Here is a 25,217-nt window from a genome sequence, read left to right as displayed (position 1 = left end):
GTTTGCCATGTCTGCTCTCTCCTTGGATATTTCCCGCATCCGCGCCATCAGCATCGACCTGGACGACACGCTGTGGCCCATCTGGCCCACCATCGAGCGGGCCGAGGCCGTGCTGCTGCGGTGGCTCACCGACCATGCACCGGCCACGGCCGCGCTGTTTTCCGACACCCAGGCGCTGCGCGCCATCCGCAACCAGATGGTGACGCTGCGGCCCGACCTGCTGCACGACCTGAGCGCGCTGCGCCGCGAGTCCATCCGCCTGGCGCTCACCCAGGCGGGCGATGAGCCCACCCTGGCCGAGCCCGCGTTCGACCTGTTCTTTGCCGAGCGCCAGCGCGTGGAGCTGTTTGCCGACGCGCACGACACGCTGGCCTTTCTGGCTGCCCGCTACCCGGTGGTGGCTTTGTCCAATGGCAACGCCGACGTGCACCGCATCGGCATCGGCCACTATTTCAAGGCCAGCATCAGCGCCACCGCCTTCGGCATCGCCAAGCCCGATGCGCGCATCTTCCACGCCGCCGCCAGCGCCGTGCAGGTGCAGCCGCACGAGGTGCTGCACGTGGGCGACGATGCCGCGCTGGACGTGCAGGGGGCCCTTGCTGCCGGCATGCAGGCCATCTGGCTCAACACGCCGAACCACCCCTGGGCGCACGACCAGCATGGCGAGCCGCCGCATGCCACGGTGGGCAATCTCACGGCCATCAGTGAGCTGCTGAAGGCTATTCCGGTGGCCGTGGCCCAGCCCTCACGCTGAACGCTGGCGCCGCTGCGGCGGCGTTTTCTTGTCGCAGATCAAGACGCGCCTTGCGGCTGCAGGCGAGACTCGGACCACCATGCGCCCGAAGTCCTGTCCGTACCTGCCGCCCGTGCGCACCATCGGCCTGATGCAGCCGCTGGCCTGGCTGGCACTGGCCTGGCGCGACATGGTGCGCACCGGCTGGCTCAGCTTTGCACACGGCCTGGCGGTGGCGCTGTTCGGTGGCGCTCTGCTGGCGGTTGCGCACCACCGCTTCTGGCTGCTGGCCGGGGCGCTGTCGGGCTTTCTGGTGGTGGCGCCGGTGCTGGCCACCAGCCTGTATGCGCTGAGCCGGGCGCTGGAGCGTGGCGAGCCCGCCAACCTGGCCCTGGTGCGCCGCACCTGGCTTGACTGGCAGCGCAGCCACCCCGCCAGGTGGGGTGGCCACGGCTACTGGTGCCTGGTGCAGTTCGGCCTGCTGCTGGCGCTGGCGGCCACCGGCTGGGTCATCACCTCGGCGGCGCTGATCACGCTGCTGGCGCCCGTGCCCATCCTCACTCCACTGGATTTCATGCACCACGTGGTGCTCGCGCCCGACAGCCGCCTGTTCGCGCTGTGGCTGGCGCTGGGCAGTCTGCTGGCGGCGCCCATCTTCGCCTCCAGCGTGGTGGCCATGCCGCTGCTGCTCGACCGCCGTGCCACGCTGCGCCAGGCCGTGCTGACCAGTTGGCAGGCGGTGCTGGCCAACCCCTTGCCCATGGCCCTGTGGGCGGCGCTGATCCTGGGCTTCACCCTGCTGGGCCTGGCATCGCTGTTGCTCGGGCTGATCGCGGTGATGCCCATGCTGGGCCATGCGAGCTGGCATGCCTACCGCGACCTGGTCGATGCCTCGGGCCTCCCGGAGCGCGATGCTGCCGACACGATGGAGCGGCCATGATCTTCGGCTTCACCGAGGCGCAGATCTCGGGCTTCTTCCTCACCTATGGCATAGGCGCCTTCATCGCCTACATGCTGTTCATCATCGGTCAGCTGGCATGGGAGTCCAAGGCGGGGCGCTTCGGCACCTTCGTGCTGTTCCTGGGGCTGGGCGTGGGCTTCATCGGTTTCATCGCCAAGGTCTTGATCCAGTGGTGGCTGGAGCGGTGAGACCGTTTGCGACAAAGTGGTGATGGTGCGCTTGGCACAACTGGCTCTAACATCCGGGCCATGTCTTCATCCACGACCACCCCACTGCTCACCCGCGCCGAAACCAGCGCCTATACCGAGACATCCACCCACGCCGACGTGATGGCCTATGTGCAGGGCCTGGCGGCGCTGGGCGATCCGCGCCTGCACGTCAGCGATTTCGGTGCCTCGCCCGAAGGGCGGCAACTGCCGCTGCTGGTGCTGTCGGCCCAGGGCCACCACACGCCCGAGGCCGCGCAGGCCAGCGGCCTGCCCGTGGTGCTGATCATCTGCGGCATCCATGCCGGCGAGGTGGAGGGCAAGGAGGGCGTGCTCATGCTGGTGCGCAACCTGCTGCGCGGCGACCATGGCGACGAGCTGCTGACGCGCACCGTCCTGGTGGTGGTGCCGCTGTTCAACCCCGATGGCAATGACCGCATGAGCGCCGACCACCGCCCGCTCGACATCGCCCACCTGCGCGGGCAGGACGGCCCGGCCCTGGTGGGCACGCGCACCAACGCTGCGGGCGTGAACCTCAACCGCGACTACATGCGCCAGCAAGCGCCCGAGATGCGCCTGCTGCAGCAGCGCGTGTGCCAGCCCTGGAACCCGCACCTCACGCTGGACTGCCATGCCACCAACGGCTCCATCCACCGTTTTGCGCTGACCTACGACATCCCCCATACCGAGCACACGGGCCGCGCCGAGCCCGTGGCCTATATGCGCGAGCACATGATGCCCGCCGTGCAGGCCGCAGTGAAGCGCAACGAGGGCCTGGACACCTTCTGGTACGGCAACTTCGTGCGCGACGAGGGCGGCCAGGGCCAGGGCTGGATCACCTACACCCACCACCCGCGCTTCGGCTGCAACTACCGCGGCCTGACCAACCGGCTGGACGTGCTGCTGGAGGCGTACTCGTACATCAGCTACCAGGAGCGCGTGGAGGTGACCTACGCCGTGCTGCGCGAGGCCCTGGTCTACGCCGCCGCCAACGGCAAGGAGATCGTCGACCTGCTTGCCGCCTGCGCCGAGCCGCCCGCGCAGGTCGCCATCCGCTACGCGCTCGAAGCCGTGCCCGATGCCACCGTGGAAGTGCTCACGCGCGAGCCCTACACCCTGACGGGCGCCCCCATCAGCGTGCAGGTGCCGCACTACGCCCACTTCGTGCCCACGGCCACTGTGCAGCGCCCCTGGGCCTACGCCATGCCCCAGGCCGTGGCCGACTGGCTGCAAGGCCATGGCTTGCAGACCACGCCCGTGGCGGCCGGCACCTTGCTGGAAGTGGAAGTGCCCGTGATGCAGCACCCAGTGGCCGAGCCCGGACCCGCCATCCTCGAAGCCCAGGCCAGTACCCATTGGCAGGCCAGCCACCAGCGCACGCAACGTGCCCTGCCCGAAGGCTGGTGCGTGGTGCCCACCGGCCAGCGCTACGGCGCCATCGCGGTGGTGGCCTGCGAGGCCGAGAGCGACGATGGCGTGGTAGCCAATGGCATCGTGGCCGAGCCGGTGGCGGGCGAAGAATTGACCGTGTGGCGGGTGCTCACGGCGGTCTGAGGCGCACTGCGGAGAAGCAATCGGCCGATTTTGTTGATTTTAGCGATTTGTACTAATTATTGGTTTTGACTAAAATAAACTAAATGGACCTTTTTCACCGCCCCGCACTGGCCGAACAGATGGCCAAGCAGTTGCTGGAGCCCGGCCTCCTCGACCAGGGGCTGCGCTCGGGCCTGTTCCTGTCGGGCCTGCGGCGCACCGGCAAGACGACCTTTCTGCGCCAGGACCTGATCCCCGCGCTGGAGGCCAAAGGCGCCATCGTGATCTATGTCGACCTGTGGGCCGACACCAAGGCCGACCCGGCCACCCTGGTGCACGCGGCCATACGGCGTGCGCTGGCCGACCTGCAGACACCGGCTTCGGGCGTGCTGGGCCGCCTGGCGCGCCTCAAGGGGGTGGACGTGGGGGCGGCGGGCTTCAAGTTCGGCTTTCAGCTCAACGAGGTGGGGGCCAAGGGCGGGGTCACGCTGGCGCAGGCGCTCACGGAGGTGATCGAGCTGGCCCGCACCGACCTGGTCCTGATCGTCGACGAAGTGCAGCAGGCGCTGGCCGGCGACGATGGCGCGCAGATGCTGCTGGCCATCAAGGCCGCACGCGATGCGATCAACCCACGGCCTGATACACCCGGGCATTTCCTCTTCATCGGCACGGGCTCGCACCGCGCCCAGGTGGTGGGCATGACGCTGCAGGGCAAGCACGCCTTTGCCGGTGCCACCTCGGTGGAATACCCCACGCTCGATGGCGACTACGTGGCTTATGTGCTGCAGGGCATTGCCGAGGAGGGCGCCCCCGTGCTGCCCAGCCTGCCCGTGGCCACGGCAGCCTTCAACCTGCTGGGCCGCCGGCCCGAAGAACTGATCCGCGCCCTGCGCCAGCTGCAGCGCGAAGACCCCACCGAGGCCGACCGCCTGCTGCCAGTGATCGCCTCCACCCTCAAGGGCGCGGCCGCCGATGTGGAGCTGCGCAAGCTCGAAGACCTGGGTGTGCTCGCCGGCGCGATCTTCGACCGCGTGGCGCGCGTGGAGGGGGACGCGACCGGCCTCTTCACTGCCGACGCCCTGGCCGACTATGCGTCCACCGTGGGCCGTGAGGTCACGGCCGACCAGGTGCAGCGCGTGTCGGAAGAACTGCGCGACGCCAACCTCATCGTGCGCAAGGGCCATGGCACCTATGCGGTGACGGACCCCTTTGTGCAGCAGGCGTGGCGCGAGCGCAGGATGCTGGCGGTTTTGCCGCCCCGTCCTGCTGACAGTGGTCAGAACTGAGTGCTGGAGGCGTGGGATGGTCATGAAACAAGCTGACCTGATCGCCAGGATGCACGCCGAAGGCCACACCATCGTGGAAACCATAAAGGCAGTGCGAAAGGAATTCGACCTGTCACTGGGAGAGGCCAAGTCCCAGGTGTCGAACCACCCCGCATGGGCGAAGGTCGTGAAGGCCGCACAACCTTTGCATGACGCTCTACAGAACCTGGCGGATCGTGGCGCATTCAACGCCTCCAGCCTGGCTGAAATGGAGATTCGCCGAATCCCCTGGAGCACGCTGAGGCAGGCAGGGGGTACTGCAGAGCAGGTGCCCCATGCATTGATGGATCTGTTGAGTGCTCCTACCCCGGAGCTTGCGACCAATGCCTATTGGAGGCTGGAGAACCACGTGGTTGTCCAGGGACAGCTTCACCAGGCAGCCGAGCCGGTGGTGTCTGTTCTGGTTGCGGCACTGATGGAAGACCAACCGCGGCATGTAAGACTTGGCGTGCTTGAACTGCTCTTCCAGATCTTGGCGGGCTCGGCGCATGAGAGTGAAATCGCACTGGGCAACGAAGGCATCGACAATGCTTGCCGGCACAGAGCCAGGGAGGGCATGTGGCTTCTGTACAAAGAATTAATGCATGGCGAGCGTGATGCAGCCAGGGAAGTCATTGAGTTGATCGAACCCGATAGTGCTCGGTTCAATGCCTTTTCAGCTAGTTCAAGCGCCTAAATTGCATGGATGCGGTGACTGTTCCGCACGCATGAAAAGGGGTCTCAATCGTGGAACACAGCACGTTCTATTTTGTCTTTATTTTTCTACCAATCGGCTTCGTTGTTCTGGCATTGGTTCGCAAAAGCTTGGTTTGGTATCGATGGATCTCCACGGTGTTGTTCTTGCTATTTCTGTTGCTCAGCACCATAGGCTTCGATGCGTTAATGCGTGGCGCGGGCATGCAGGCTGAGCAAAGCAACGGCTCCCCCGAGGCCTTCTCGCTTGCGTTCACCAGTCTCTACGACTCGATGACGCGAATGAGCCGGGCACTTACGGTGTGGGGAATCTGCCTGTGGGTACTCACCATTACATGGCCTGAGAAGGTCAAACCCGATTCTTGAGTTTTGCCGTGGGAGCTGCTCAGTATTTCAACTTCGGGTACCAATCCGCAGGCCGTCCCCCAGGCGTCAAGTCCAGCACCGACCATAGCGCCGCAATGTCCGGCGCATCGCGCGGGTCCTGGCCCGGGTCGGCCATCTCCTGGGTCATCTCGCTGGCCCAGAACAGGCGTACCTGGTCGCCGTCGCGTTGAAATACAACCAGCGCCGGGTACTCGCTGCCATCGTCCATCAGGATGCCCAGGTCCTTGGCATAGTCGTCCCCCACGGTCTGCACGAAGTTCAGGTCGCGCCAGCCGCGCTCCTGGGCAAAGGCGTACTGGCGTTCCACGGGCGAGCGGCCCAGGATCTTGAGGGCCACGCGCTGCTTGATGTCGGCCGCGTTGCCTTCGACCGAACCGAGCCAGTTGGTGCACATGGGGCAGGGGCGCTGGCGCTGGGGGCCGTACATCCAGAAATACGTCACCAGCGTGTCCTTGTCGCCGAACAGGTCGATGAGGCTGGCATCGAAGCCCTGCTCGTCCTTGAAGCGGTAGTCCTTGGTGATCACCGGGCCCGGTGGCAGGGCCTGGCGCTGCGCGACGAGGCGCGTCATGCGGCGGCGAAATTCGATTTCCTCGGCCAGCAGGGCCTGGCGCGCGGCTTCGTATTCGGCGGATGCACCGGGGAAAGGGGTCTTGGCTTTTTCCGCCAGTTGCGCTGCTGGCTTCAAGCCGATTTCGGCATTGGTCGTCGTCGTCATGGTCGCTCTCCTGGGTAGTCGTGGACCGATGGAGGATCGACTATGCCGGGATGTCTGGTGGCCGTGGGTAGGAGAAACGCCCGCCTGCTCGGCACGCCTTCAGGATCGGGCGTTGGCTATTCCCCCGCCACCGCAATCGTCTGCAGGCTCTTTCTCAGCTCTTTCTCTACCGCCGGAAACTCGCTCTTGGTGGAGTTGAAGTTGAAGACCAGCATCTTGCCCCGGTGGGGGGTGACCATCATGATGTTGTAGATGTCGGTGTCGATGGCGCGCGAGGTCATCTCGAAGTAGATCCACTGCTGGCCCTGCATGTCCAGGAGTTTCTTTTCCTTCCACTCGATGCCCGGGATGATGCGGTCGAACAGGGTTTCGAACGAGGCCTTGGCCTGGGGCAGCTTGTCCTTGGGCAGGCCCTGGGGCTTGAGGTCGAAGGCGATGGTGGTCGTGCGCCGGGCGTTGCCCACCACGAAGTTGGGCGCGCGGTTGGACGGGTATTTGCTGCCGATCTCTTCCGCGCTGAGCTGGGTGAAGCCCTCGGGCGCGTTGAACGACACGCCTGCATCGGGAATGGTGAACGTGGCTGCGCTGGCGGCCGTGGCGGTGAGTGCCGAGGCCGCAGCCAGGCACAGGGTGGCGATCCAGGATGTCATGGTGGTCGGGCACATCACGAGCGATCCAGCCGGGGCCTGTTGTGGGCCCTGGCCTCCCTTCGTCGTTGAGCCGGTTTTTGTGGAGACGCCAGTATCCACAAGCATCGGCGCTTTGGCGCGCGGTTGCAGACTTTTACTATTTGGTAAGTGCGCAGTAGTTCACACAAATGGGTGATTGCAGCGGCGCGCTTTGTCAACCAACAGGCCATCGATCATCGCGGCCAGGTGCAGCCCCAGGTCTTTGAGTTACAAACACCCCCATGCCCCTGAATCCACCCCAGCCGCCTGCCTTCAAACCCACCTTCTTCCACGTGCCGCCCGGCCCCGTGGCGGGCCCCTTGCAGTTGTTGCCCCTCAACGCCGCCGTGGTGGCCGTGCACACGGCCACTGGCGCACATGTGGGCTCGCTCAAAAAGGTGGGTGGGACCTGGAAGTTCAAGGCCATGGGCTACGACGCTGACGGACGCATGGAGCCGGGCCACGGCCCGATGACGGACCAGCACAACATGCAGTTCGACGCGCCCGATGCCGCCGAGGTGAGCGCCAGGTTGCTGGGCGCGCTGGGGAGCACCTTGTAAGGTCGGTAAAAGCCCCAGCGATGTCCGCCTGGATGGGCCGCAACCCTGAACTGCCCGTACAGCGTGGGTGCGGTGCAGAGCGTCAATAGAATGCCACGATGCCTTTCCTTTTGACCTGCTCGCTGCGGCGTGCCGCAGCAACCCTTCTTGTGCTGGCCTGTGCTGTTGTGGCCCACGCCCAGAATGCACCCCACCCTGCGACTGCCCCCACGGCCGTGACTGCGACCGCCGGCGCGCCCGCCATTCGCGCCACAGGCGCGGCATTGCCTGCGGCGCCGGCATCCAAAGCGATGCCGCCCGCTGCAGCGGGTGTCGAGCCGGTGGATAGCAGTGCGGCCGCATCGGCCGTATCGGCGACAGCGGCGGCGGCTGCCGGTGCCGCAGCTGTGCCCGCTGCACCCCTGTCTCGCGATGCCCGGCGCATTTATGAGCTGTCGCGCGACAAACTGGTGCAGATCCGCACGCTGCTGCGCAATGCCGATACCCAGGCGTCGATCGGCTCGGGGTTCTTTGTCTCGGCGGACGGCCTGATCGTCACCAACTTCCATGTGGCCAGCCAGCTGGCGCTGGAGCCCGAGCGTTACCGCGGCGTGTACGTCACGATGGAGGGGCTGGAGGGCGAGGTCGAGCTGCTGGCGTTCGACGTGCAGCGCGACCTGGCGGTGCTGCGCGCCAAGGCCCGCACCGCAGCGGCGCCGGTGCTGAGCTTTCGGCCCGCCGCAGAGGCCTTGGCACAGGGCGAGCGCATCTACTCGCTGGGCAACCCGCTGGATATCGGCTTTGCAGTCACGGAGGGCACCTACAACGGGCTGGTGCGGCGCAGCTTCTATCCGCGGATTTTCTTTGGCGGCACGCTCAACCCCGGCATGAGCGGTGGCCCCTCGGTGGACGATTCGGGGCGGGTGCTGGGCGTCAACGTGGCCAAGCGGCTCGATGGCGAGCAGGTCAGCTTCTTGATCCCCGCCGAGTTTGCGCAGGTGCTGGTGCAGCGCGCGGCCGGAGCAGTGCCCATCACGCAGCCCGCGTACGCGGAGATGACAAGGCAACTGACAGGGCACCAGCAGGTGCTGACCGAGCGGTTTCTGAAAGCGCCATTTCGTGAGCAACGCCACGGCAACTACCGGGTGCCGGTGCCCGATGACGCGCTGGCACGGTGCTGGGGATCGGGGCGCGACCCCAACTTTCCGGGCTTGAACCTGGAGCGGACGCAGTGCCAGGCTGACAGCGATGTCGTGGCCGGCGACTACAGCACCGGCACCGTGCGCCTGGCCTATGAGGCCTATAACGCCCCCACCTTGAGCGCGGCGCGGTTTGCCCGGGTGTTCTCGCAAAGCTTTGCCAACGAGCGGTTCCAGACGCGTGGCAACCGCCACCAGACCGCCGTTGAATGCAGCGAACGTTTTGTGGACTCCGGCAGCCTGCCGCTGCGGGCGGTGGTCTGCATGTCGGCCTACCGCAAGCTGCCCGGCCTGTACAACATGACCGTGCTGACAGCCTCGGTCAACCAGCCCACGCAAGGCATCCTGGGCCGCCTGGATGTGCAAGGCATCGCTTTTGACAACGGCATGAAGCTGGCCAGCCACTACCTCAAGGCGTTTCGCTGGGAGGCCGCACCATGACGCCCACCCTTGGCCTCATCGAAGCCTTTGACCGCCACGGCGCGCTGCTGGCACGCGCCCCCATCACCCGCTGGCCCGTGACGGTGGGCAGGGGCCTGGACTGTGACCTGGTGCTGGACGATCCGTTCGTCGCGCCCGCGCACCTGCGCATCGACCGCCTGGAAGATGCCTCGTGCGCGATACAGGTGGAGGTCCTGCACACCCGCAATGGCGCGCGCCTGCAGCGCAAGCACTACGCCCAGGGCGAGCGCTTCGACTGGCCGGGCGGCACGCCCATCGACCTGGGCCACACCCATGTGGCTTTGCGCCTGGCCGATGCACCCATCGCCGACGAACAGGCGCTGCCCCAGTTTCCGTGGAGCACGGTGGCCACCACGGCAGCGCTCATGGTGCTGGTGCTGGCGGCGGCATTGGGGTCCGCGTGGCTGGAGGCCCGCGACGCGTCGCAGTATCTGAAGTCTGTTCCTGGCATGGTGCTTGGCCTGATGGCCAGCCTGGGCGTCTGGTCGGGCGCATGGGCGGTGGCCAGCAAAGTGTTCGGCGGCCAGCTTCGGTTCTGGCGCCATGTGCGCATCGCCAGCACTGCCGCTTTGGCGGTGGATGCGGTGCACCTGGTGGCGAACTTTGTGGCGTTCACTTTCTCGTTGGAATCCTTTTCGCGGTTTGCCAATGTGCTGGTGGCGCTGGTGGTGGCGGGGGCGTTGTATGCCCACCTGTCCACAGTGCTGCCGCGCCGCCGCGTCGGTTTGGCCTGGACGCTGGCTGCGCTGGTGGCATTGGGATTGCCGTCGTGGCTGGGTGCGCAGTGGCTGAACAACATGCGCCTGTCGAACCGGCTGTACATGAGCAGCCTGTTCCCCCCAGGCCTGCGCGTGGCCCCCACCGTGCCCGTAGACCAGTTCCTGAAAGACACCGAGTCGCTGCGTGGCAAGCTGGATCGCCGGCTGCGTGATGACGGTCAGGCGGAGGACGAATAGGAGCGGGGAAAAATTCAGCGAAACGGTTCTGGCCAGGCGGCGTCGCAGGCAGTACGACAAGACGCCGCCCGCCCTGTCAACGGAACAACGGATCAGCGCGGCCAGGTGCGCAGCCCCAGGTCCTGCGCCATGCGCCGGTAGTCCTGCAGGCTGCGCTGCACGAAGCCGTCGAGCGCTGTGCCGGTGAGGGCAAAGGGGTACAGGCCGAAGCGGCTGCACAGCGCGGCGTAGCCGGGTGCGGCCATGGCGGCCTCGAAGGCGCTGGTCCAGGCGCGCACGGCGGCCTCGGGGGCGGTGGCGGCCATGTACAGGCCGCGCACGGTGGGCCAGACCAGGTCCACGCCCTGCTCGCGTGCGGTGGGCAGGCCGGCCAGGGTGCCTTGCAGTCGCTCGGATGCCAGCACGGCCAGAAAGCGCAGCGGCAGGCCTTGGGCAGCGGCCTGCATGGCTTCGGCCGCGTCGCCGGTGAAGATGTCGAGGTGCCCGCCGCGCAGGGCCTTGAGCGCCTCGCCACCGCCCTCGAACGCGACGAAGCGCATCTTCTTGTGGTCCTGCCCCGCAGCGCGCACCAGCTGCGCGGCCTTGATCCAGTCCTGGCTGCCGATGGTGCCTCCAGCACCGAAGACCACGCGGGCCGAGTCGCGCTTCAAGGCCGCCACCACCTGCGCCAGGCCCTGGTAGGGCGCATCGCGGTGCACGGCGATCACACCGTAGTCGGTGCCCAGCGTGGCGATGAAGCGCAGCGCGCTGACGGGGTGTGGGCCGAAGCGGCCCTGCGCGATGTTGAGCAGCGAACCGCTGGAGAAGGCCACCAGCGTGCCCGGCCCGCCCAGGCGCCCCGTGGCCACCTGGTCGAAGGCCACGGCGCCGATGCCGCCCGGCAGGAAGCGCGTCGGCAGCGGTGTGCGGCCCGGCCGCACGGCCTGGATCGCATCGGCCGCCAGCCCGCAGGTCAGCCCGAAGCCACCACCGGGCTTGGAGGGGGCCACGCATTCGCCGGGCTCGGTGCTGGCATCGGCCGGTGGTGCTGCGCATGCAGCAGAGGCTGCGAGGCCGCCACCCAGCAGCGTGGCCAGTGTGCGCAGCATCCGGCGGCGTGCAGCGAGGGCGTTGTGGTGGGGCGTGTTGTTCATGGCTTGGGCCACCAGAGTATGGCCAGCAGGCCGGGGCTGTCCACCCGTGCTTCCAGCCGCAGCGCGCCGCGGTGTCGCTCGGCGATGGAGCGCGCAATCGCCAGGCCCAGGCCCGAGCCCCCGGCCGCAGCCTGCGACCCGCGCCGGTAGCGCTGGCCCAGCGCAGCGCGCTCCTCGGGCGCCATGCCGGGGCCGTTGTCCTCCACGTTCACGCTCCAGCCCAGCGCGTCGCCTGCGGCCGACAGGGTGATGGTGCCGTGCGCGGGCGTGTAGGCGATGGCATTCGCGGCCAGGTTGGTGAGGGCCTCGCGCAGCAGCCCGCTGTCGGCCACGGCCGTGAACTCGGGTGTGGGCGTGTGGATGCCGAAGTCGATCTGCTTGGCGCGCGCCTGGGGCAGCAGCTCCAGCGCCACGGTGCGCAGCAGTGCGGCCAGGTCGAAGGGCGCAAACTCGACTGCCGCTGTGTCGCTGCGGCCCAGGGCCAGCAGCTGCTGCGTGCTGCGCGTGGCGCGCGCGATCTCGCCGCCGATGGCGGCCAGCGCGTCCTGCACCTGCGCGGGGTCGGGCTCGCGGCGCGCGTAATCGATCTGCATCTGCAGCGTGGTCAGGTGCGTGCGCAACTGGTGCGAGGCATCGTCGAGGAACTGCCGCTGCTGCGCCACCAGCGCCTGGGTGCGCGCCATCTGTTCGTTCACCGCCGCCACCAGGGGGCGGATGTCGGCGGGCAGGTCGGTGTCGGCAATCGGGGTCATGTCGTCGGGGCTGCGCTCCTGCACGCCACGCGCCAGGCGCGACAGCGGGCGCAGCGCAACCGCCAGCGTGGCTGCGGCGCCCAGCAGCATGAGGGCCAGTACCAGGCCATCGCGCAGGGCCGCGCGCTGCACGAAGCGGCGCGTGAATTCCTGGCGCGACTGCGTGCTCTCGGCCACCAGCACGAGCACGCTGCCCGGGCCGTCTGCCGTGGCTGGGATGGCGCCATCCGTGGCATCCACCATGCGCCGGTAGGCCGCCAGGCGCACGGATTCGCCGAAGTAGGTGGCGTCGTAGAAGCGTGGCACGCCGGGCTCCAGCGTGCCGGGGGGCAGGGGCAGGTCGGCGTTGCCCAGTTCCACCAGGCCGTCGGACGAGGCGACGCGGAAGTACACGTGGCCGCTGGCGGTGAGCTCGAAGAATTCGAGCATGGTGTAGGGGAGTTCGGCGGACAGGCCGCCGGAGGCGGTGGAGATGTTGGCGTCTATTGATTTGAGCGCGCCTAGCAGGGAGCGGTCGTAGGCGGCGTTGGCGGCTTCGAGGGCGTCGTGCCTTGTCATCCACAGTTCCACGCAGGTGACGAGGGTGAGAACGGGGAGTAGGAGGAGGGCCAGGAGGCGCCAGAGGCTGGTGCGGCGCAGCCTGGCCCAGGGACTGCTGGGGGCTGTGCTGGACGGTGTTGTTTGAGCCATCTCAGTTGTCTGCTGACGGATGGAAGGATGGCTCTGCGAGTGGTCGCTCTGTGCTTCTTTTTAGGGCGGGAGCCGGGATGTGCGCCCGGCGGCGCAGTAACTTTCTCTTGAGTCGCCAAGAGAAAGTCACCAAAGAGAAGGCGACCCCCAGTCTGCGTCCCCCGTACGCCCTGTCGGGCGAACGGGGGCAACCTGCGATGCTCGGGCCTGGGGTGGTGCCGCAGAACTCACTGCGTTCTCCCTTCGGGCGAACTCCGTTCAAACAGCTGCGGCAAGCTAGAGGACGAAGTGCGTGTGTCCTGCGGCACACGCACCCACCCCAGGCCCTGCGCTTCTCGGCGCAGCCAGAAGGGGTGGGGAGCGGGGTCAAAGAAGGCTGCTGCTTCGCAGCCGCGCCTGGTGTCGGTTCGCGCTGTGCGCTGCCGACGGTTGGGCATGAAGACCCTGCCCAGGCCGAGCGCAGCGACGGCACACCTGGCCGAGCGAAGCAATGGCCCGTATGGAGCCCGCTCCCACCCCCTTCTGACCGTGCCGAGAAGCGCAGGGCCTGGGGTGAGCGCGTGCCGAAGGACACGCGCCTCGTTGTCTGGCTTGCCGCAGCTGTTTGAGCGGAGTTCGAAGAACGCAGCGAGTTCTGCGGCACACCCCAGGCGCGAGCATCGCAGGCTGCCCCCTCGCCTCTGGCGAGGGGGACACGGGCAGCGGGGTCGCCTTTCTTTTGGGTACTTTTCTTTGGCGAAGCAAAGAACAAGTACCTCGGCCGCCGGGCCGAGACCCGGCCTCCGCCCTCAAGCAAAGCATGCAGCAACCATAGCCAATGAGCAGAAGCCATCACTCCTGCTCCAACGCATACCCCAACCCACGCAGCGTAGTGATCCTCACCCCACTCCCATCCAACCGCTTCCTCAACCGATGCACAAACACCTCGACGGCTTCGGGATGCACATCCTCATCATCCGAAAACACCCGCTCCAGAATCTGCTGCTTGGAAAACGGCTCCCCACTGCGCTGCACCAGCACCCTGAGCACCGCCTGCTCCCGCGGTGACAAGGCCAGCGGCTCGCCATGCAGCACGAACTGCTTGCGCGCACCATCGAACACCAGCGGCCCGCAGGCCAGGCGCGGGTGCTCGGTGCCGCGCGCGCGGCGCACCAGGGCGTGCAGGCGGGCCTCCAGCTCGGCCAGCTCGAAGGGCTTGGCCAGGAAGTCGTCGGCCCCGGCGTTGAGCGAGCGCACGCGCTCGTCGAGTGAGTCGCGGGCGGTCAGGATCAGCGCGGGCAGGCGCTGGTCGCGCGCGCGCAGGCGCTGCAGCACGGCGTGGCCGTCCAGGCCGGGCAGGCCCAGGTCCAGCACCAGGGCATCGTGGTCGCGCTGCTGCAGCGCGCGGTCGGCCAGGCGGCCGTCGGTCACCCATTCCACCTGGATGCCCGCGTGCTCCAGCGCCCGGCTCAGCCAGGTGCCCAGGGTGTGTTCGTCTTCGGCCAGAAGGATGCGCATGGTGGTGGGATGCTACCCGTGCGCCGGCAGTGCGGCGGGGTTCTCAGTCTGGCTTCACCTTGGCGCGCAAGAGCACCTTCTTCCACCGCGCCTGCTCGGCCGCAATGAACTGCGCGAACTGCGCTGGCGTATCGCCAATGGCTTCGGCCGCGTCGGCGTTCAGGCGATCCAGCGAGCCCTGCGATTTGACGGCCTTGGCGGTTTCGGCCGCCAGCTTCTCGAGGTTGGCGGGCGCCAGGTTGGCCGGGGCCAGCATGCCGTACCACTGCGTCATCTCGAAGCCGGGGAAGCCCTGCTCGGCCACCGTGCCCACGTCGGGCAGCTGCGGCAGGCGCTTGGCCGAGCCAGTGGCGATGCAGCGCACCTTGCCCGACTTGATGAACGGCAGGATGGCCGCCGCACCCACGGCCGAGGCATCCACACGGCCCGAGAGCAGGTCGGTCAGCATCGGGCCGGTGCCGCGGTAGGGCACGTGCAGCATGAACACGTCGGCCGTCATCTTGAGGTATTCGAACGCCAGGTGGCCGGCGCTGCCGTTGCCGGCCGAGCCATAGCTCAGCTTGCCGGGCTTGGATTTGACGTAGGCGATGAACTCGCGCAGGTTCTTGGCCGGCACGTCGGGGTGCACCACGTACAGGCTGGGCACCTTGGCCAGCAGGCTCACGGGCTTGAAGTCCTTGTTCGGGTCGTAGGGCAGCTTGTCGAAGATGTACGGGTTCACCGCCAGCGTGCCGATGTGGCCCAGAATCAGGGTGTGTTGGTCTTCGGCGCGCGCCACTTCGGACATGGCGATGTTGCCCGCTGCGCCGGGCTTGTTGTCCACGAACACGCTCTGGCCCAGGGTCTTGGAGAGCTCGGCCGCTGTGGAGCGGGCCACGATCTCCGAGCTGCCGCCCGGGGCGAAGGGCACCACGAAGCGGATGGACTTGGCGGGCCACGTGGCTTGCGCCTGGGCCATGCCGGGCAGCAGGCCGGACAGGCCCAGTGCGCCTGTGGCGGCCAGGAACTGGCGGCGCCGTGCGTCCAGGGAGGATGGATCGTGGTGGTCGGATGCATGCATGGGGGTTGTCTCCGTCAAAAGCAAAGCGGCTCGAAAGAAAAATGGCCTGCGCCGATGGTGGCGCCAGGCGGCTTTCGGAATGCTGTCAGTCGGGGCCCATCCTGGGCCTGCAGGGTGCATATCGTCTCGGGGTTTTCCCGAGGTGGTCATCAATGCGCCGGGGCCAGTGCGGCAGCTGCCGTGCCGCACAGCACCGCACCTTCCAGCGTGGCGGGGTAGGGTCCGTCCACATAGTCGCCGCAGGCCACCAGGCCCGGCGCCACCTGCATGCCGGGGCGTGCCAGGCCGGGCGTGCAGGCAAAGGTGGCGCGCTTTTCCACCACGGTCTGCAGGGGCTGCAGCGATGGCAATCCCAACTGCTCGGCGGCCTGGCGCAGCACCTGTTCGGTGACCACCGCGCGCTCGCCGGTGCTGGCGCTCACCACGAAGGCCAGCACACCGTGCAGGCCGTCGAGCTGCCCGCGGTCGAACACGAACTGCGCGGGGTGTTCTGCCGTGTTGCGCAGCGCCAGCATGGGCTGCGCCAGGCGCGCCCCTGCGCCATGCGCATAAACGGTGGTGATGGCTTCGAAGCGCAGCGCATCGGCCGCAGCGCACCACTGCTGGCGCGCTGCATCGCGCGCCGCTGGCAGGCCCGTGGCGCCGGCGATGAGGCGGCTGGCCTCCCAGGGCGGGCAGGCCAGCGTGATGTGGTCGTAGGGGCCGGCGAAGTCCGTGCCGTGCACTTCCCAGCGGCCATCGGCCTGCTGCGCGATGCCCTGCACGCGCTGCCCGGCATGCACCGCACCGCCGTGCTGCGCTGCCAGCCAGTGTGCTGCGGCTTCGGGGAACAGTGCGCCCAGGTTCACGCGCGGCAGCAGCAGGTTCGATCCGCCGCGGCCGCTGAACAGGCTGTCCTGCAGCACGCGCAGAAACACCTGGCCGCTGGCTTCGTGGGCGGGGGTGTTGAGGGCCGAAACGCACAGCGGTTCTATGAACTCGGCGATCAGCCGCTGGGGCAGGCCGGCGCACAGCTGCGCCACCGAGGTGTGTGGCGCGCAGCGAAAGCCACCCAGTTGCCAGCCGCTGGCCGCGCGCAGCAGTGCCAGCCTGTCGCGCCATCGCCAGCCGCGCGCACGCGCGATGCCCAGCAAGGCGTCCAGGGGTGGGGCCAGGTCGGGCAGGGCCAGGCCCGTGCCGTCGGGGAACTGCAGCGTGAGCGGCAGGCGCAGCAGGGCAGCACCCGCATCCACGCCTACCAGGCGCATCAGGCGCAGGCTTTCGGTGTAGGCACCGATGAGGATGTGCTGGCCGTTGTCCAGCGTGGCGGGCGTGCCGTCGGGCAGGGTGGCCGGTACCGCGCGGGCGCGGCCACCCACGGTGCGTGCGGCCTCGAGCACGGTGACGGCGTGGCCGGCCTGCGCGTGTGCGATGGCCGCGGCCATGCCGGCCCAGCCCGCGCCGACGACGGCGATCTTCATGAAGCGGAAGGCCGGGGCTTGGCTGCGGCGGCAGGCCTGGTCGCCAGCGCTGCCTTGCACTGCGCCTGCACATCGGCCGGTGCGGTGCGCAGCACGGCCGGGTCTGCGCAGCGATCACGCAGCTCGTTCTGGGCCGCGCGGTGGCCGGCCGACCCGGCATGCGCGAGCAGGCGCAGCCCGGCCAGGCTCATCTCGGCGGCCGCCGATGGCGAGGGCGCGGCAGCCACCGGCGATGGCTGTTGCGCCGTGGCACCGGCCTTGACCGGCACGGGGTTGGCAGACTGCGGCAGTGTCCTGGCGCCATGCACCTGGGGCATGCGCTCGATCACGCTGAAATCGCCGGTCTTGCCCGCCTGCGCCACCATGCGCTGGTACAGGTTCATCATGGCCGCCGTGTCGGTCCCCGTCAGGCTGGCGGCGGGCTTGGCCAGGTACATGGCCACTTCGGGCGGCAGCGCCGCATTGACGGCGCTGAACCCATGGGCAGCGCCACCTGCAGCGTCGGCATTGCCTGCTGCCTTGCCTCCCGCCCGTGCGGCATCGTCGGCCAGCGTGGCGGCGCCTGCACCGGCAGCCGCCGCCTTGCCGGCCGTACCGGCAGCCTCGCCAGCGGCCCCGGCTGCACCTGCTGCCCCGGCGGCCTTGCCTGCCGTACCGCCAGCCGCCTTGCCGGCACCGCTGGCGGCCTTGCCCAGCAGGCCCCAGAAGGCGTGTGCGGGCTGGGGCAGGGCGGTGGCGCCCATGGCGAGTGCCAGCAAGGCGGCAGCGACCAGGCGCGTGCTGAACGAGGGAGGCGCAGACCGGTTCATGGCGGGTTTCCCGTGGCGATGGACTACATGCGCCCCAGCGCCTGCACCTTCCACGCCAGCCAGAACTTGCGCAGTGGTGTGAGGCGGATGCGCTGGTGCAGCACCTGGAAGTTGTCGCGCTCGATCTCGCGCAGCAGCGTGCGGTAGATGCTGGCCATCATCAGCCCTGGCTTCTGTGCGCGGCGGTCGGCGTCGGGCAGCAGGGCGAGGGCTTCGTCGTAGGTGCGGTGCGCTCGCTCGGCCTGGAACTTCATCAGCGCCGTGAAGCGGTCGGAATACTGGCGCTTCAAGATCTCGTGCGCCTTCACGTCGAACTGCTGCAGCTCCGACACGGGCAGGTAGATGCGCCCCATCATCGCGTCCTCGCCCACGTCGCGGATGATGTTGGTCAGCTGGAAGGCGCGGCCCAGGGTGTGGGCGTACTGGGTGGTGCGCTCGTCCGTCTGGCCGAAGATGCGTGCCGTGACCTCGCCCACGATGCCCGCCACCAGGTGGCAGTACTGGGTGAGGCCGGCAAAGTCCAGGTAGCGGGTCTGCTCCAGGTCCATCTGGCAGCCATCGATCACGGCCTGCAGGTGGCGCTGCTCGATGCCGTAGTCCGCCACCAGCGGCATCAGTGCCTGCATCACGGGGTGGGTGGGCTGGCCGGCGTAGGCCTTGGCCACCTCGGCCTGCCACCAGGCCAGCTTGGTGCGGGCCACGCCAGGGTCGCTCACTTCGTCCACCACGTCGTCCACTTCACGGCAGAACGCATAGAACGCCGTGATGGCCGCGCGCCGGGGCGCCGGCAGGAACAGGAAGGCGTAGTAGAAGCTGCTTCCTGAAGCGACGGCTTTTTGTTGTACGTACTGCTGCGGTGTCATGGGGGCCGATTGTCCCATGCCGTGGCGGGGTGCCGGCACGGAGGGGGTTGTTGCAGTGGCGGTAGCCCGTCTGTCACAAAGGACGGGCAGCTATGTTTTTTGACGGAGATGCGGTCGCAGCTGAAGTTACAGCCGCTCCACCGCCCAATCACACCAGTTGGCCACGGCCGCATCGCCTGGTGTGGCGCGCTTGTCCAGTTCGGGCCAGCGGCGGTGGCAGGCGTTGAGCACGCTCTGCAGCTGAAACAGCGCCTCGCGGCCCACCAGGGCCACCTCGGCCAGGCCGATGGCATCGCCCTGCAACTGGGCCATCAGGTCCGCCTGGTGCTGCGGGTGCGAGCCGGCTTCCACCAAGGCTTTCTGCAGTGCCATCAGCCGTGCGTCGGCAAACGCGAACGCGCTGCTGGGGGCCATGGCCTTCAGCACGGGCGGGGGCAGGGCGGTCTTGAGCTCGTCCCATTTGATGAAGGCATCTGCCAGCAGCTCGGCCTGGCGGGGCGCATCGTCGCCCAGTGGCATCAGGGTCGACTCGCGGGCCACCTCCTCCTGCAGCAGTGGCAATATGTGCACCACCAGGGCGGCCGGGAACTTGCGGTGGTTGAGCCGCAGCACCAGCGACAGGCGCTGCGCCGGCATGTCCTCGTATTTTTCGTAGAAGCCGGCCACCACCTCGGCCAGCAGCAGGATGCGGCCCATGGGCGAGATGTCTGCTCCCGCCAGGCCGCGCGGGTAGCCGCTGCCGTCCATGCGCTCGTGGTGCTCCAGCACGGCCGTCTCGGCCGCCTTGGGGTAGGCGTTGGCGTCGCGCACCATGAGCATGCCGGTGATCGGGTGCGCTACCAGGTGCTTGCGCTGCACGCCCACCGCCTTGAAATCGGGGTCGTTCCAGGCCGGGTCCATGTGCAGCACGCCCAGGTCGTGCAGCAGGGCTGCAGCGGCGAGCGTGGCGCAATCGCGCTCGGGCATGCCGGTTTTGATGCCCAGGAACACCGCCACCATCATCATCCGCAGGCCATGCTGGTACAGCTCGGGCCGTTTGTCGCGCATCACCGTGAGCTTGCAGGCAACCGGCCCGGGCAGCGCCAGGGTGCGCAGCGGCGCCAGCAGGCGCACGGCGGAGCCGATGGCCTCGGCCAGCAGATTGACCAGGACATCCTGCGCCGACAGCTCCTGGCCGGTGGCAATCAGGGCATCCACCGTCACGGGGTTGTCGATGGTCAGGTGCTTGTCGATGGGCTCGCGCAGCTTGTGCTGCACCAGGCGGTCGTACAGGCGGCTGTCGATGCGCGCGCCCTTTTCCACCAGCTTGATCCCGTTGTCGGTGTAGATGGCGGCGCCGGCCACCACCGTGCGCTCGTCGGCCATGTCGGTCAGCGCGCGCAGGTAGTGGGGGCTGTCGCCCGTGTCCACATCGGTGGTCAAAAGGGGATCTGTCGTCGTCATGCAATAGCTACAAATTATTACTATCGACTATAAAACGACCAGAGTCCATCGCCCGCCTGAATTTGGCCAGATGTCAGGAAGTGAGAGTGGGCTTGACGCGGATCAAGCCTCCCGTCATTTTGATTGAATCAAAACGCGATCTGTTCGACGCCAATATCGCTGGGCCTGCGCAGCGCTTCCTTCATGAAGATGCTCATCGGCAGCGTACCCTGGTCCGAGCTGAACCAGCGCTTGTACAGCGTCAGCATTTCGCCGCCCTGGATCATGCGGCGCGTGACGCGGTCCACCAGTTCCTTGAACTTGGGGTCCTCGCGGCGCAGGCCGATGCTGTAGGGCTCCACCGAGAGGCGCTTGTCCAGGAACTGGTAGTCGTCCATGGACTTGCCCAGGCGCGTCAGCGGTATCCAGATGCCCGCATCGTCGGCAAAGGCCGCGTCGGCCTCGCCCTTGGCCAGCGCGTTCACGGCGTCCAGTGTGCTGTCCACCGCCACGTAGTTGAACTTGCGGTTGAAGGTGCGCTCATTGGCCTTGAGCAGGTTCTCGTTGGTGGTCTTGCCCTGCACGGCAATCTTCTTGTTCTGCAGATCGTCCAGCGTCTTGATGCCCGAGTTCTTGCGCACCAGGAAGGCCGACGATGCCACGAAGATGTGGTGGCTGAAGGAAATCTCCTTTTGCCGCGCCGCCGTGTTGGCCGTGCCGCCGCACTCCAGATCCACCACGTTGTCCTTCACGTCGCTGATGCGGTTCTTGCCGTCCACCAGCAAGTACTTGAGCTTCAGGTCCGGGCGCTTCAACTCCTTCTTGATCTCCTCATAGATCTGCAGGCAGATGTCCACGGTGTAGCCCTGCACCTTGCCGCTCGCGGCGTCCTTGTACGAAAAAGGCAGCGACTTTTCGCGGTGGCCCAGGCGCAGCTCGCCCGAGCTGGCAATGCGCGCCAGCGTGTCTTCGGCCCAGGCGGGTGCATTGGCCAGCAACAGGGCCGCCATCAGCGCCACGTGGCGCAGCATCGAAACAGATTTCATGGAAGGAAGAGAAAAAAGGAGTCGGGTGGATGCCCGATGAAAAAAGGCGCCCGAAGACGCGCACCCCAAAACATGCCTTGTGGGCATTGCATGGGCCAGCCCAGCAGTGCGCGGATTGTGATGGGGCTCAGGCAGGTTTGCCACTTTCTCGCTGCCCAGGCGTCGGCATTGCGCCACATGGCGGGCTGGCTGCGCTTGATTGCTGTGATACCAATGAGCGGACACGACGCATTGGTCGTTCCGGGGTAGTTCATCGGCAGAACGCCTGGCTGCGGACCACCGGTCTTGCCGGGTGCAACCCCTGCTGCTCAGGGGGGCCACCCTGGGCTTGTCGGTTCTAGCCGGGATGCCTCTGCGCGCCGGGTTTTTGTGGCGGCCTGGCACCTGAACCAGCCACTGCATCGGCAAAGCACTGGGAGCGCCGGGCTACCGCATGTAACATGCTTGGCTGCGCGCATTTTTTGATAGCCATGTCCTCCCCCCACGCCAACCACCCCGACGCCGGGGAGGGCCTCGCCGATCTTCCAGCGCCGCACGAAGCCACACAGGGTACGAAAGAGGTTGCCAATGCCATTCCCGCCAAAAAGCCCCATCGCCGCGCAGGCGCTGCCTTTCGCCAGCCGGCCCCTGCTGCGCTGCCTGGCAGCGCCCCGCTGACTGACGGACAGGCAGGCGCTGTGGACCGGGCACCGTTCTCCCTTTCCTTGCCTGGCGCATCGGTCCGGCCGGCGGGGGGGGCCGCCGATACCCCGGCGGCCGCAGCCACCCCTGGCGCGGCGCGGTCCGGCGATGCCGAGGCCGGGGCCGCCCTGGCTGTACTGGAGTTGGCGCCCGCCGCCCCAGCGCACGCCGTGCAAGACTCGGCCCACGCCATCCTGTCGTCCTGGCTGTCGCTGGAGGTGCTGGCCCCACTGGCCTACACCGACCCGGCAACGCTCGTCGGCGGCGACCGTGCGGCCATCGCCAAGGTCGATGGCGAACCCTTGCCGTGGCAGCGGGGCGAGCAGTCCTACAAGCCGCCGTTCAGGCTGTTCTACCTGGTGGTGCTGGGCGAGGTCAGCATGGAAATGTGCATGACCGACCTGCTGGCCTCGTTCGGCAAGGACGAGGAGACGCGCACCTTTCAAAGGCACCGGGCGCCGATCGCCATGGCCATCGTGGACCAGGACGGCCTGCCCGCTGGCCCCGACACCGTTTCCATCTCCAGCTTTGCGTGGGGCGTGCCTGCGGTGCTGCGCGGCAAGGCCGGCACGCTCGCACGCTGGCCCGATGCCGAACGGCTGCTGCGCGAGCAACTGCACCAGCGCCTCGTGCGGGTGGATGGTGCAGGCCGGCCCCTGCCGCTGGACCTGAAGGCGATCCACGACATCCATGCCTGGCTGTGCAGCACCTTGGGCCTGCGCGCCGACCATGTGCTGCCACCGAGCTTCGTGGCGCGGCTGTACCGCCACCCCAAGCTGGAGGGCGCGCCGGATTTGCCGCCCATCAACTCGTTCTACCTCGACGACCTGGCCACGGCGCGCGCCATGGTGGATGCCGGGACCGCGCCCGAAACCCTGCTGCGCTACCTGTCCGTGCTGAAGCCCGCGCCAGCAGTCGATTTGCTCAAGGACACCGCAGGCATTGCCGCGCTGATTGCCCCCGCGCGCTTTCCGCCAGCGCGCTGGCCCAGCCGGGGCAGCCACCCGGTGGTGACGCTGCAGCAGGCCGCCGTGAACGCTGCGCGCAGCGAATTTGCCGGTGACAGGCAGGGCATCCTGGCGGTGAACGGCCCCCCGGGCACCGGCAAGATGACCCTGCTGCGCGACCTGGTGGCCCATTGCGTGGAGAGCCGTGCAGCCCGGCTGGTGGAGTTCGACGATCCGAACAAGGCGTTCATCCCGACCGGCCAGCGGTTCCAGGTGGGCGATGGGGAGTTTCTCCACCTGCATGGGCTGGACCCGCGGATCAAGGGCTTCGAGGTGCTCGTCGCATCGAGCAACAACAAGGCAGTGGAAAACGTCAGCCGTGAGCTGCCCGCCGGCCGCAGCATCGAGCCCGGCCCCCGGTACTTTTCCTCCACCGCCAGGGCCTTGCTGTATGGCGAGGAAAAGAACTTCCCAGCCGACCCCGCCGACCAGCCGTGGGGACTGATGGCCGCCGCGCTCGGCAACAGCCGCAACCGCCGGGATTTCCGCCAGCGGTTCTGGCTGCACGAGGACTTCGGCTTTGCCACCTACCTCAAGGCGGCGCGCGGGCTGGACGTGTCGCGGCCGGAGCCCGCCGCAGAGGGCCAGGCGCCCCGCATGGTGGCGCCCCGCATCGTCGCGGCCGAGCGGCCGCTCAGCGGCGATGCGGCACTGCAGCAGTGGAAGCGGGCGCGCAAGTCGTTCATCGAACTCAAGCATTCGGTCGAGGCCATTCTTGCCCGGCTGGAAGAGGCGCGGACACTGGCCCCCCGGCTGACCCGACTGCACGATGACATCAGCCAGCTGCACGTCAGGCACAAGGCCACCGCCCAGTCGCTGAGCACGGCGGCAGCCGCTTACGCCCTGGCCATCGAAGGCTCCAGCAAGGCCCGCGCCGCCGTCGTGGCGGCCGAGCGCGAGCTGCAGGCCCTGCAGGCGGCCCGCCCCGGTGTCTCGGCGCGGGTGTTCGTCTCGGAGGCGTTTCGGCGCTGGATGTCCGAAGCGTCTGCGCGCGAAGGCGTCCACCGCGAGGCCGTGCGCGCCGAAGCCCAGGTGCAGGCCACGCTGGAAACGGCAGCGCAGCGGCAAAAGGGGTTTGCCGAAGAGCTGGGCATGGTCAACGCCCAGCTCGAAACCGCGCAGCGCGAGGAAGAGAATCTGGGTGCCATGCTCAAGGAGGCGTACGCCCGCATCGGTGACCGTTTCGTCGACGAATCCTTCTTCGACCGCGGCCATGAGGCCTGGAACCTGGCCATGCCCTGGCTCAACGACCAGATCCACAAGGAGCGCGAGAAACTGTTCATCGCCGCGCTGGAGGTGCACAAGGCCTTCGTCACCGTGGCCGCCCACAAGATGGAGCACAACCTGGGCGTGCTGATGGCCGCCCTGCAGTCCGGCACCTTCCAGGACGCGGCGCGGCGCCAGTTGCTGCCCGACCTGTGGTCCAGCCTGTTCCTGGTGGTGCCCGTGGTGGCCACCACCTTCGCGTCCGTGCACCGCATGCTGGGCGACCTGGCTCCCGCATCGTTCGGCTGGCTGTTGGTGGATGAAGCCGGGCAGGCCACGCCCCAGGCGGCGGTGGGTGCGCTCATGCGCGCCCGGCGCGCCGTCATCGTGGGCGATACGCTGCAGATACCGCCCGTGGTCACCATCCCCGAGAACCTGGTGAACCAGATCGCCCTGCAGCAGCGCGTGGACCGCAGCCTGTGGTGCGCCCCCCAGGCATCCGTGCAGACCCTTGCCGACAGCGCCAGCGCCATCCAGGCGCGCTTCAGCACGCCCGACGGCACCCGCGTGGTGGGCCTGCCGCTGCTGGTGCGCCGCCGCTTCCAGGAGCCCATGTTCGGCGTGTCCAACGCGATTGCCTACGACAACCGCATGGTGCCGGCCATGGGGCCTGACAGCGTGGGCGATGTCGCTGACGTGCTGGGCCCCTCCGCGTGGTTCGACCCCGACACCAGCTCCACCGCCAGCGCCCCCAAGTGGAGCGCCGAAGAAGGCCAGGTGGTCATGCGCATGCTGCGCAAGCTGGCCCGCGCCGGCGTGCAGCACCCCGACATCTACGTGATCTGCCCCTTCCGCGTGGTGGCGCAGGAAATGCGCCTGCTGCTGCGCGCCGAGCCCCAGCTGTTCGAACTCTTCGGGGTCGATGCGCGCAAATGGCTCGACGAGCGCGTGGGCACCATCCACACCTTCCAGGGCAAGGAAGCCGAGGCCGTGATCGCGGTGCTGGGCGCCCCCATGGCGGGCGAAAAGGGCGCCCGGCAGTGGGCTGGCGGTGTGCCCAATATCCTCAACGTCATGGCCTCGCGCGCGAAATCGCGGCTGTATGTGGTGGGCTCGCGCACCGCCTGGGGCAGCGTGGGCCATTTTGCGGAGCTGGCCCGGCAGGTGCCCAAGAGGCCGTTCGCGTAGTGAGGGCGGCAGCCTGCCTGCTT

General features: G+C 67.9%; 22 protein-coding genes. 11 read left to right on the top strand and 11 right to left on the bottom strand.

The window, feature by feature from the left end; genetic code table 11:
• The first annotated feature begins 7 nt into the window (after positions 1-7).
• From ACSQ9E_RS19305 to ACSQ9E_RS19275, 7 genes are all read left to right on the top strand, one after another.
• Positions 8-754 carry an HAD-IA family hydrolase gene (locus ACSQ9E_RS19305; RefSeq protein ID WP_436218868.1) on the top strand — a complete coding sequence of 249 codons (747 nt, stop codon included), beginning with the start codon at positions 8-10 and terminating at the stop codon, positions 752-754.
• Positions 755-833: 79 nt separating this feature from the next.
• Entirely contained in the window at positions 834-1,673 is an 840-nt protein-coding gene (locus ACSQ9E_RS19300; RefSeq protein WP_436218867.1) for a DUF2189 domain-containing protein, read from the top strand.
• Positions 1,670-1,882, top strand: a complete 213-nt coding sequence (locus tag ACSQ9E_RS19295; RefSeq protein WP_057200989.1) for a DUF2788 domain-containing protein — start codon at positions 1,670-1,672, stop codon at positions 1,880-1,882. The genes ACSQ9E_RS19300 and ACSQ9E_RS19295 overlap by 4 nt, the downstream gene beginning before the upstream one ends.
• Before the next feature lie 60 nt (positions 1,883-1,942).
• The gene (locus ACSQ9E_RS19290) at positions 1,943-3,454 is read left to right on the top strand and encodes a M14 family metallopeptidase (RefSeq protein WP_436218866.1); all 1,512 of its coding nucleotides are present in this window, start codon (positions 1,943-1,945) and stop codon (positions 3,452-3,454) included.
• Positions 3,455-3,537: 83 nt separating this feature from the next.
• Positions 3,538-4,719 (top strand): ATP-binding protein, encoded by a 1,182-nt coding sequence (locus tag ACSQ9E_RS19285; protein WP_436218865.1) that lies wholly within the window; start codon positions 3,538-3,540, stop codon positions 4,717-4,719.
• A 22-nt stretch (positions 4,720-4,741) separates the two neighbouring features.
• Positions 4,742-5,434 (top strand): hypothetical protein, encoded by a 693-nt coding sequence (locus ACSQ9E_RS19280; RefSeq protein ID WP_436218864.1) that lies wholly within the window; start codon positions 4,742-4,744, stop codon positions 5,432-5,434.
• 50 nt (positions 5,435-5,484) lie between these two features.
• Positions 5,485-5,817, top strand: a complete 333-nt coding sequence (locus tag ACSQ9E_RS19275; protein WP_436218863.1) for a hypothetical protein — start codon at positions 5,485-5,487, stop codon at positions 5,815-5,817.
• A 19-nt stretch (positions 5,818-5,836) separates the two neighbouring features.
• Here ACSQ9E_RS19275 and ACSQ9E_RS19270 read toward each other — a convergent pair whose 3' ends face one another.
• Both ACSQ9E_RS19270 and ACSQ9E_RS19265 read right to left on the bottom strand, forming a co-directional pair.
• Positions 5,837-6,556 (bottom strand): DUF899 family protein, encoded by a 720-nt coding sequence (locus ACSQ9E_RS19270; RefSeq protein WP_436218862.1) that lies wholly within the window; start codon positions 6,554-6,556, stop codon positions 5,837-5,839.
• 116 nt (positions 6,557-6,672) lie between these two features.
• Positions 6,673-7,206: a hypothetical protein gene (locus tag ACSQ9E_RS19265; RefSeq protein ID WP_436218861.1), complete on the bottom strand. Its 534-nt coding sequence runs from the start codon at positions 7,204-7,206 to the stop codon at positions 6,673-6,675.
• Positions 7,207-7,466: 260 nt separating this feature from the next.
• Between ACSQ9E_RS19265 and ACSQ9E_RS19260 the strand changes: the two genes are divergently transcribed.
• From ACSQ9E_RS19260 to ACSQ9E_RS19250, 3 genes are all read left to right on the top strand, one after another.
• Entirely contained in the window at positions 7,467-7,784 is a 318-nt protein-coding gene (locus tag ACSQ9E_RS19260; protein WP_436218860.1) for a hypothetical protein, read from the top strand.
• A gap of 215 nt (positions 7,785-7,999) precedes the next feature.
• Entirely contained in the window at positions 8,000-9,403 is a 1,404-nt protein-coding gene (locus ACSQ9E_RS19255; protein WP_436218859.1) for a S1 family peptidase, read from the top strand.
• Positions 9,400-10,380 carry an FHA domain-containing protein gene (locus ACSQ9E_RS19250; protein WP_436218858.1) on the top strand — a complete coding sequence of 327 codons (981 nt, stop codon included), beginning with the start codon at positions 9,400-9,402 and terminating at the stop codon, positions 10,378-10,380. The genes ACSQ9E_RS19255 and ACSQ9E_RS19250 overlap by 4 nt, the downstream gene beginning before the upstream one ends.
• Before the next feature lie 92 nt (positions 10,381-10,472).
• Here the strand turns inward: ACSQ9E_RS19250 and ACSQ9E_RS19245 are convergent, their stop codons facing one another.
• From ACSQ9E_RS19245 to ACSQ9E_RS19205, 9 genes are all read right to left on the bottom strand, one after another.
• Positions 10,473-11,513 (bottom strand): tripartite tricarboxylate transporter substrate-binding protein, encoded by a 1,041-nt coding sequence (locus ACSQ9E_RS19245; protein ID WP_436218857.1) that lies wholly within the window; start codon positions 11,511-11,513, stop codon positions 10,473-10,475.
• On the bottom strand, positions 11,510-12,955 hold the full coding sequence (locus tag ACSQ9E_RS19240; protein ID WP_436218856.1) for a sensor histidine kinase: 1,446 nt from the start codon (positions 12,953-12,955) through the stop codon (positions 11,510-11,512). The genes ACSQ9E_RS19245 and ACSQ9E_RS19240 overlap by 4 nt, the downstream gene beginning before the upstream one ends.
• 831 nt (positions 12,956-13,786) lie before the next feature.
• Positions 13,787-14,452 carry a response regulator gene (locus ACSQ9E_RS19235; protein ID WP_057200979.1) on the bottom strand — a complete coding sequence of 222 codons (666 nt, stop codon included), beginning with the start codon at positions 14,450-14,452 and terminating at the stop codon, positions 13,787-13,789.
• A 43-nt stretch (positions 14,453-14,495) separates the two neighbouring features.
• Positions 14,496-15,512, bottom strand: a complete 1,017-nt coding sequence (locus ACSQ9E_RS19230; RefSeq protein WP_057264167.1) for a Bug family tripartite tricarboxylate transporter substrate binding protein — start codon at positions 15,510-15,512, stop codon at positions 14,496-14,498.
• Positions 15,513-15,661: 149 nt separating this feature from the next.
• Complete coding sequence (gene hpnE / locus ACSQ9E_RS19225) at positions 15,662-16,972, bottom strand: hydroxysqualene dehydroxylase HpnE (RefSeq protein WP_436218855.1); 1,311 nt, start codon at positions 16,970-16,972, stop codon at positions 15,662-15,664.
• Entirely contained in the window at positions 16,969-17,781 is an 813-nt protein-coding gene (locus ACSQ9E_RS19220) for a hypothetical protein (protein ID WP_057200977.1), read from the bottom strand. Before ACSQ9E_RS19220 ends, hpnE begins: the two co-directional genes overlap by 4 nt.
• Before the next feature lie 23 nt (positions 17,782-17,804).
• On the bottom strand, positions 17,805-18,644 hold the full coding sequence (gene hpnD / locus ACSQ9E_RS19215) for a presqualene diphosphate synthase HpnD (protein WP_057200976.1): 840 nt from the start codon (positions 18,642-18,644) through the stop codon (positions 17,805-17,807).
• A 126-nt stretch (positions 18,645-18,770) separates the two neighbouring features.
• Positions 18,771-20,087 (bottom strand): HD-GYP domain-containing protein, encoded by a 1,317-nt coding sequence (locus ACSQ9E_RS19210; RefSeq protein ID WP_428001847.1) that lies wholly within the window; start codon positions 20,085-20,087, stop codon positions 18,771-18,773.
• A 128-nt stretch (positions 20,088-20,215) separates the two neighbouring features.
• The gene (locus ACSQ9E_RS19205; RefSeq protein WP_235516016.1) at positions 20,216-21,112 is read right to left on the bottom strand and encodes an amino acid ABC transporter substrate-binding protein; all 897 of its coding nucleotides are present in this window, start codon (positions 21,110-21,112) and stop codon (positions 20,216-20,218) included.
• A 470-nt stretch (positions 21,113-21,582) separates the two neighbouring features.
• Between ACSQ9E_RS19205 and ACSQ9E_RS19200 the strand changes: the two genes are divergently transcribed.
• A complete protein-coding gene (locus ACSQ9E_RS19200; protein ID WP_436218854.1) occupies positions 21,583-25,194 on the top strand; it encodes an AAA domain-containing protein in 3,612 nt (1,203 codons plus the stop codon).
• Positions 25,195-25,217 lie beyond the last annotated feature (23 nt).

The organism is Acidovorax sp. LjRoot118 (assembly GCF_964253575.1).
In the GTDB taxonomy this organism is placed as follows: Bacteria; Pseudomonadota; Gammaproteobacteria; order Burkholderiales; family Burkholderiaceae_C; genus Acidovorax.
The sequence above is the reverse complement of the archived record's forward strand: the minus strand, read 5'-3'. Positions and strand labels throughout refer to the sequence as shown.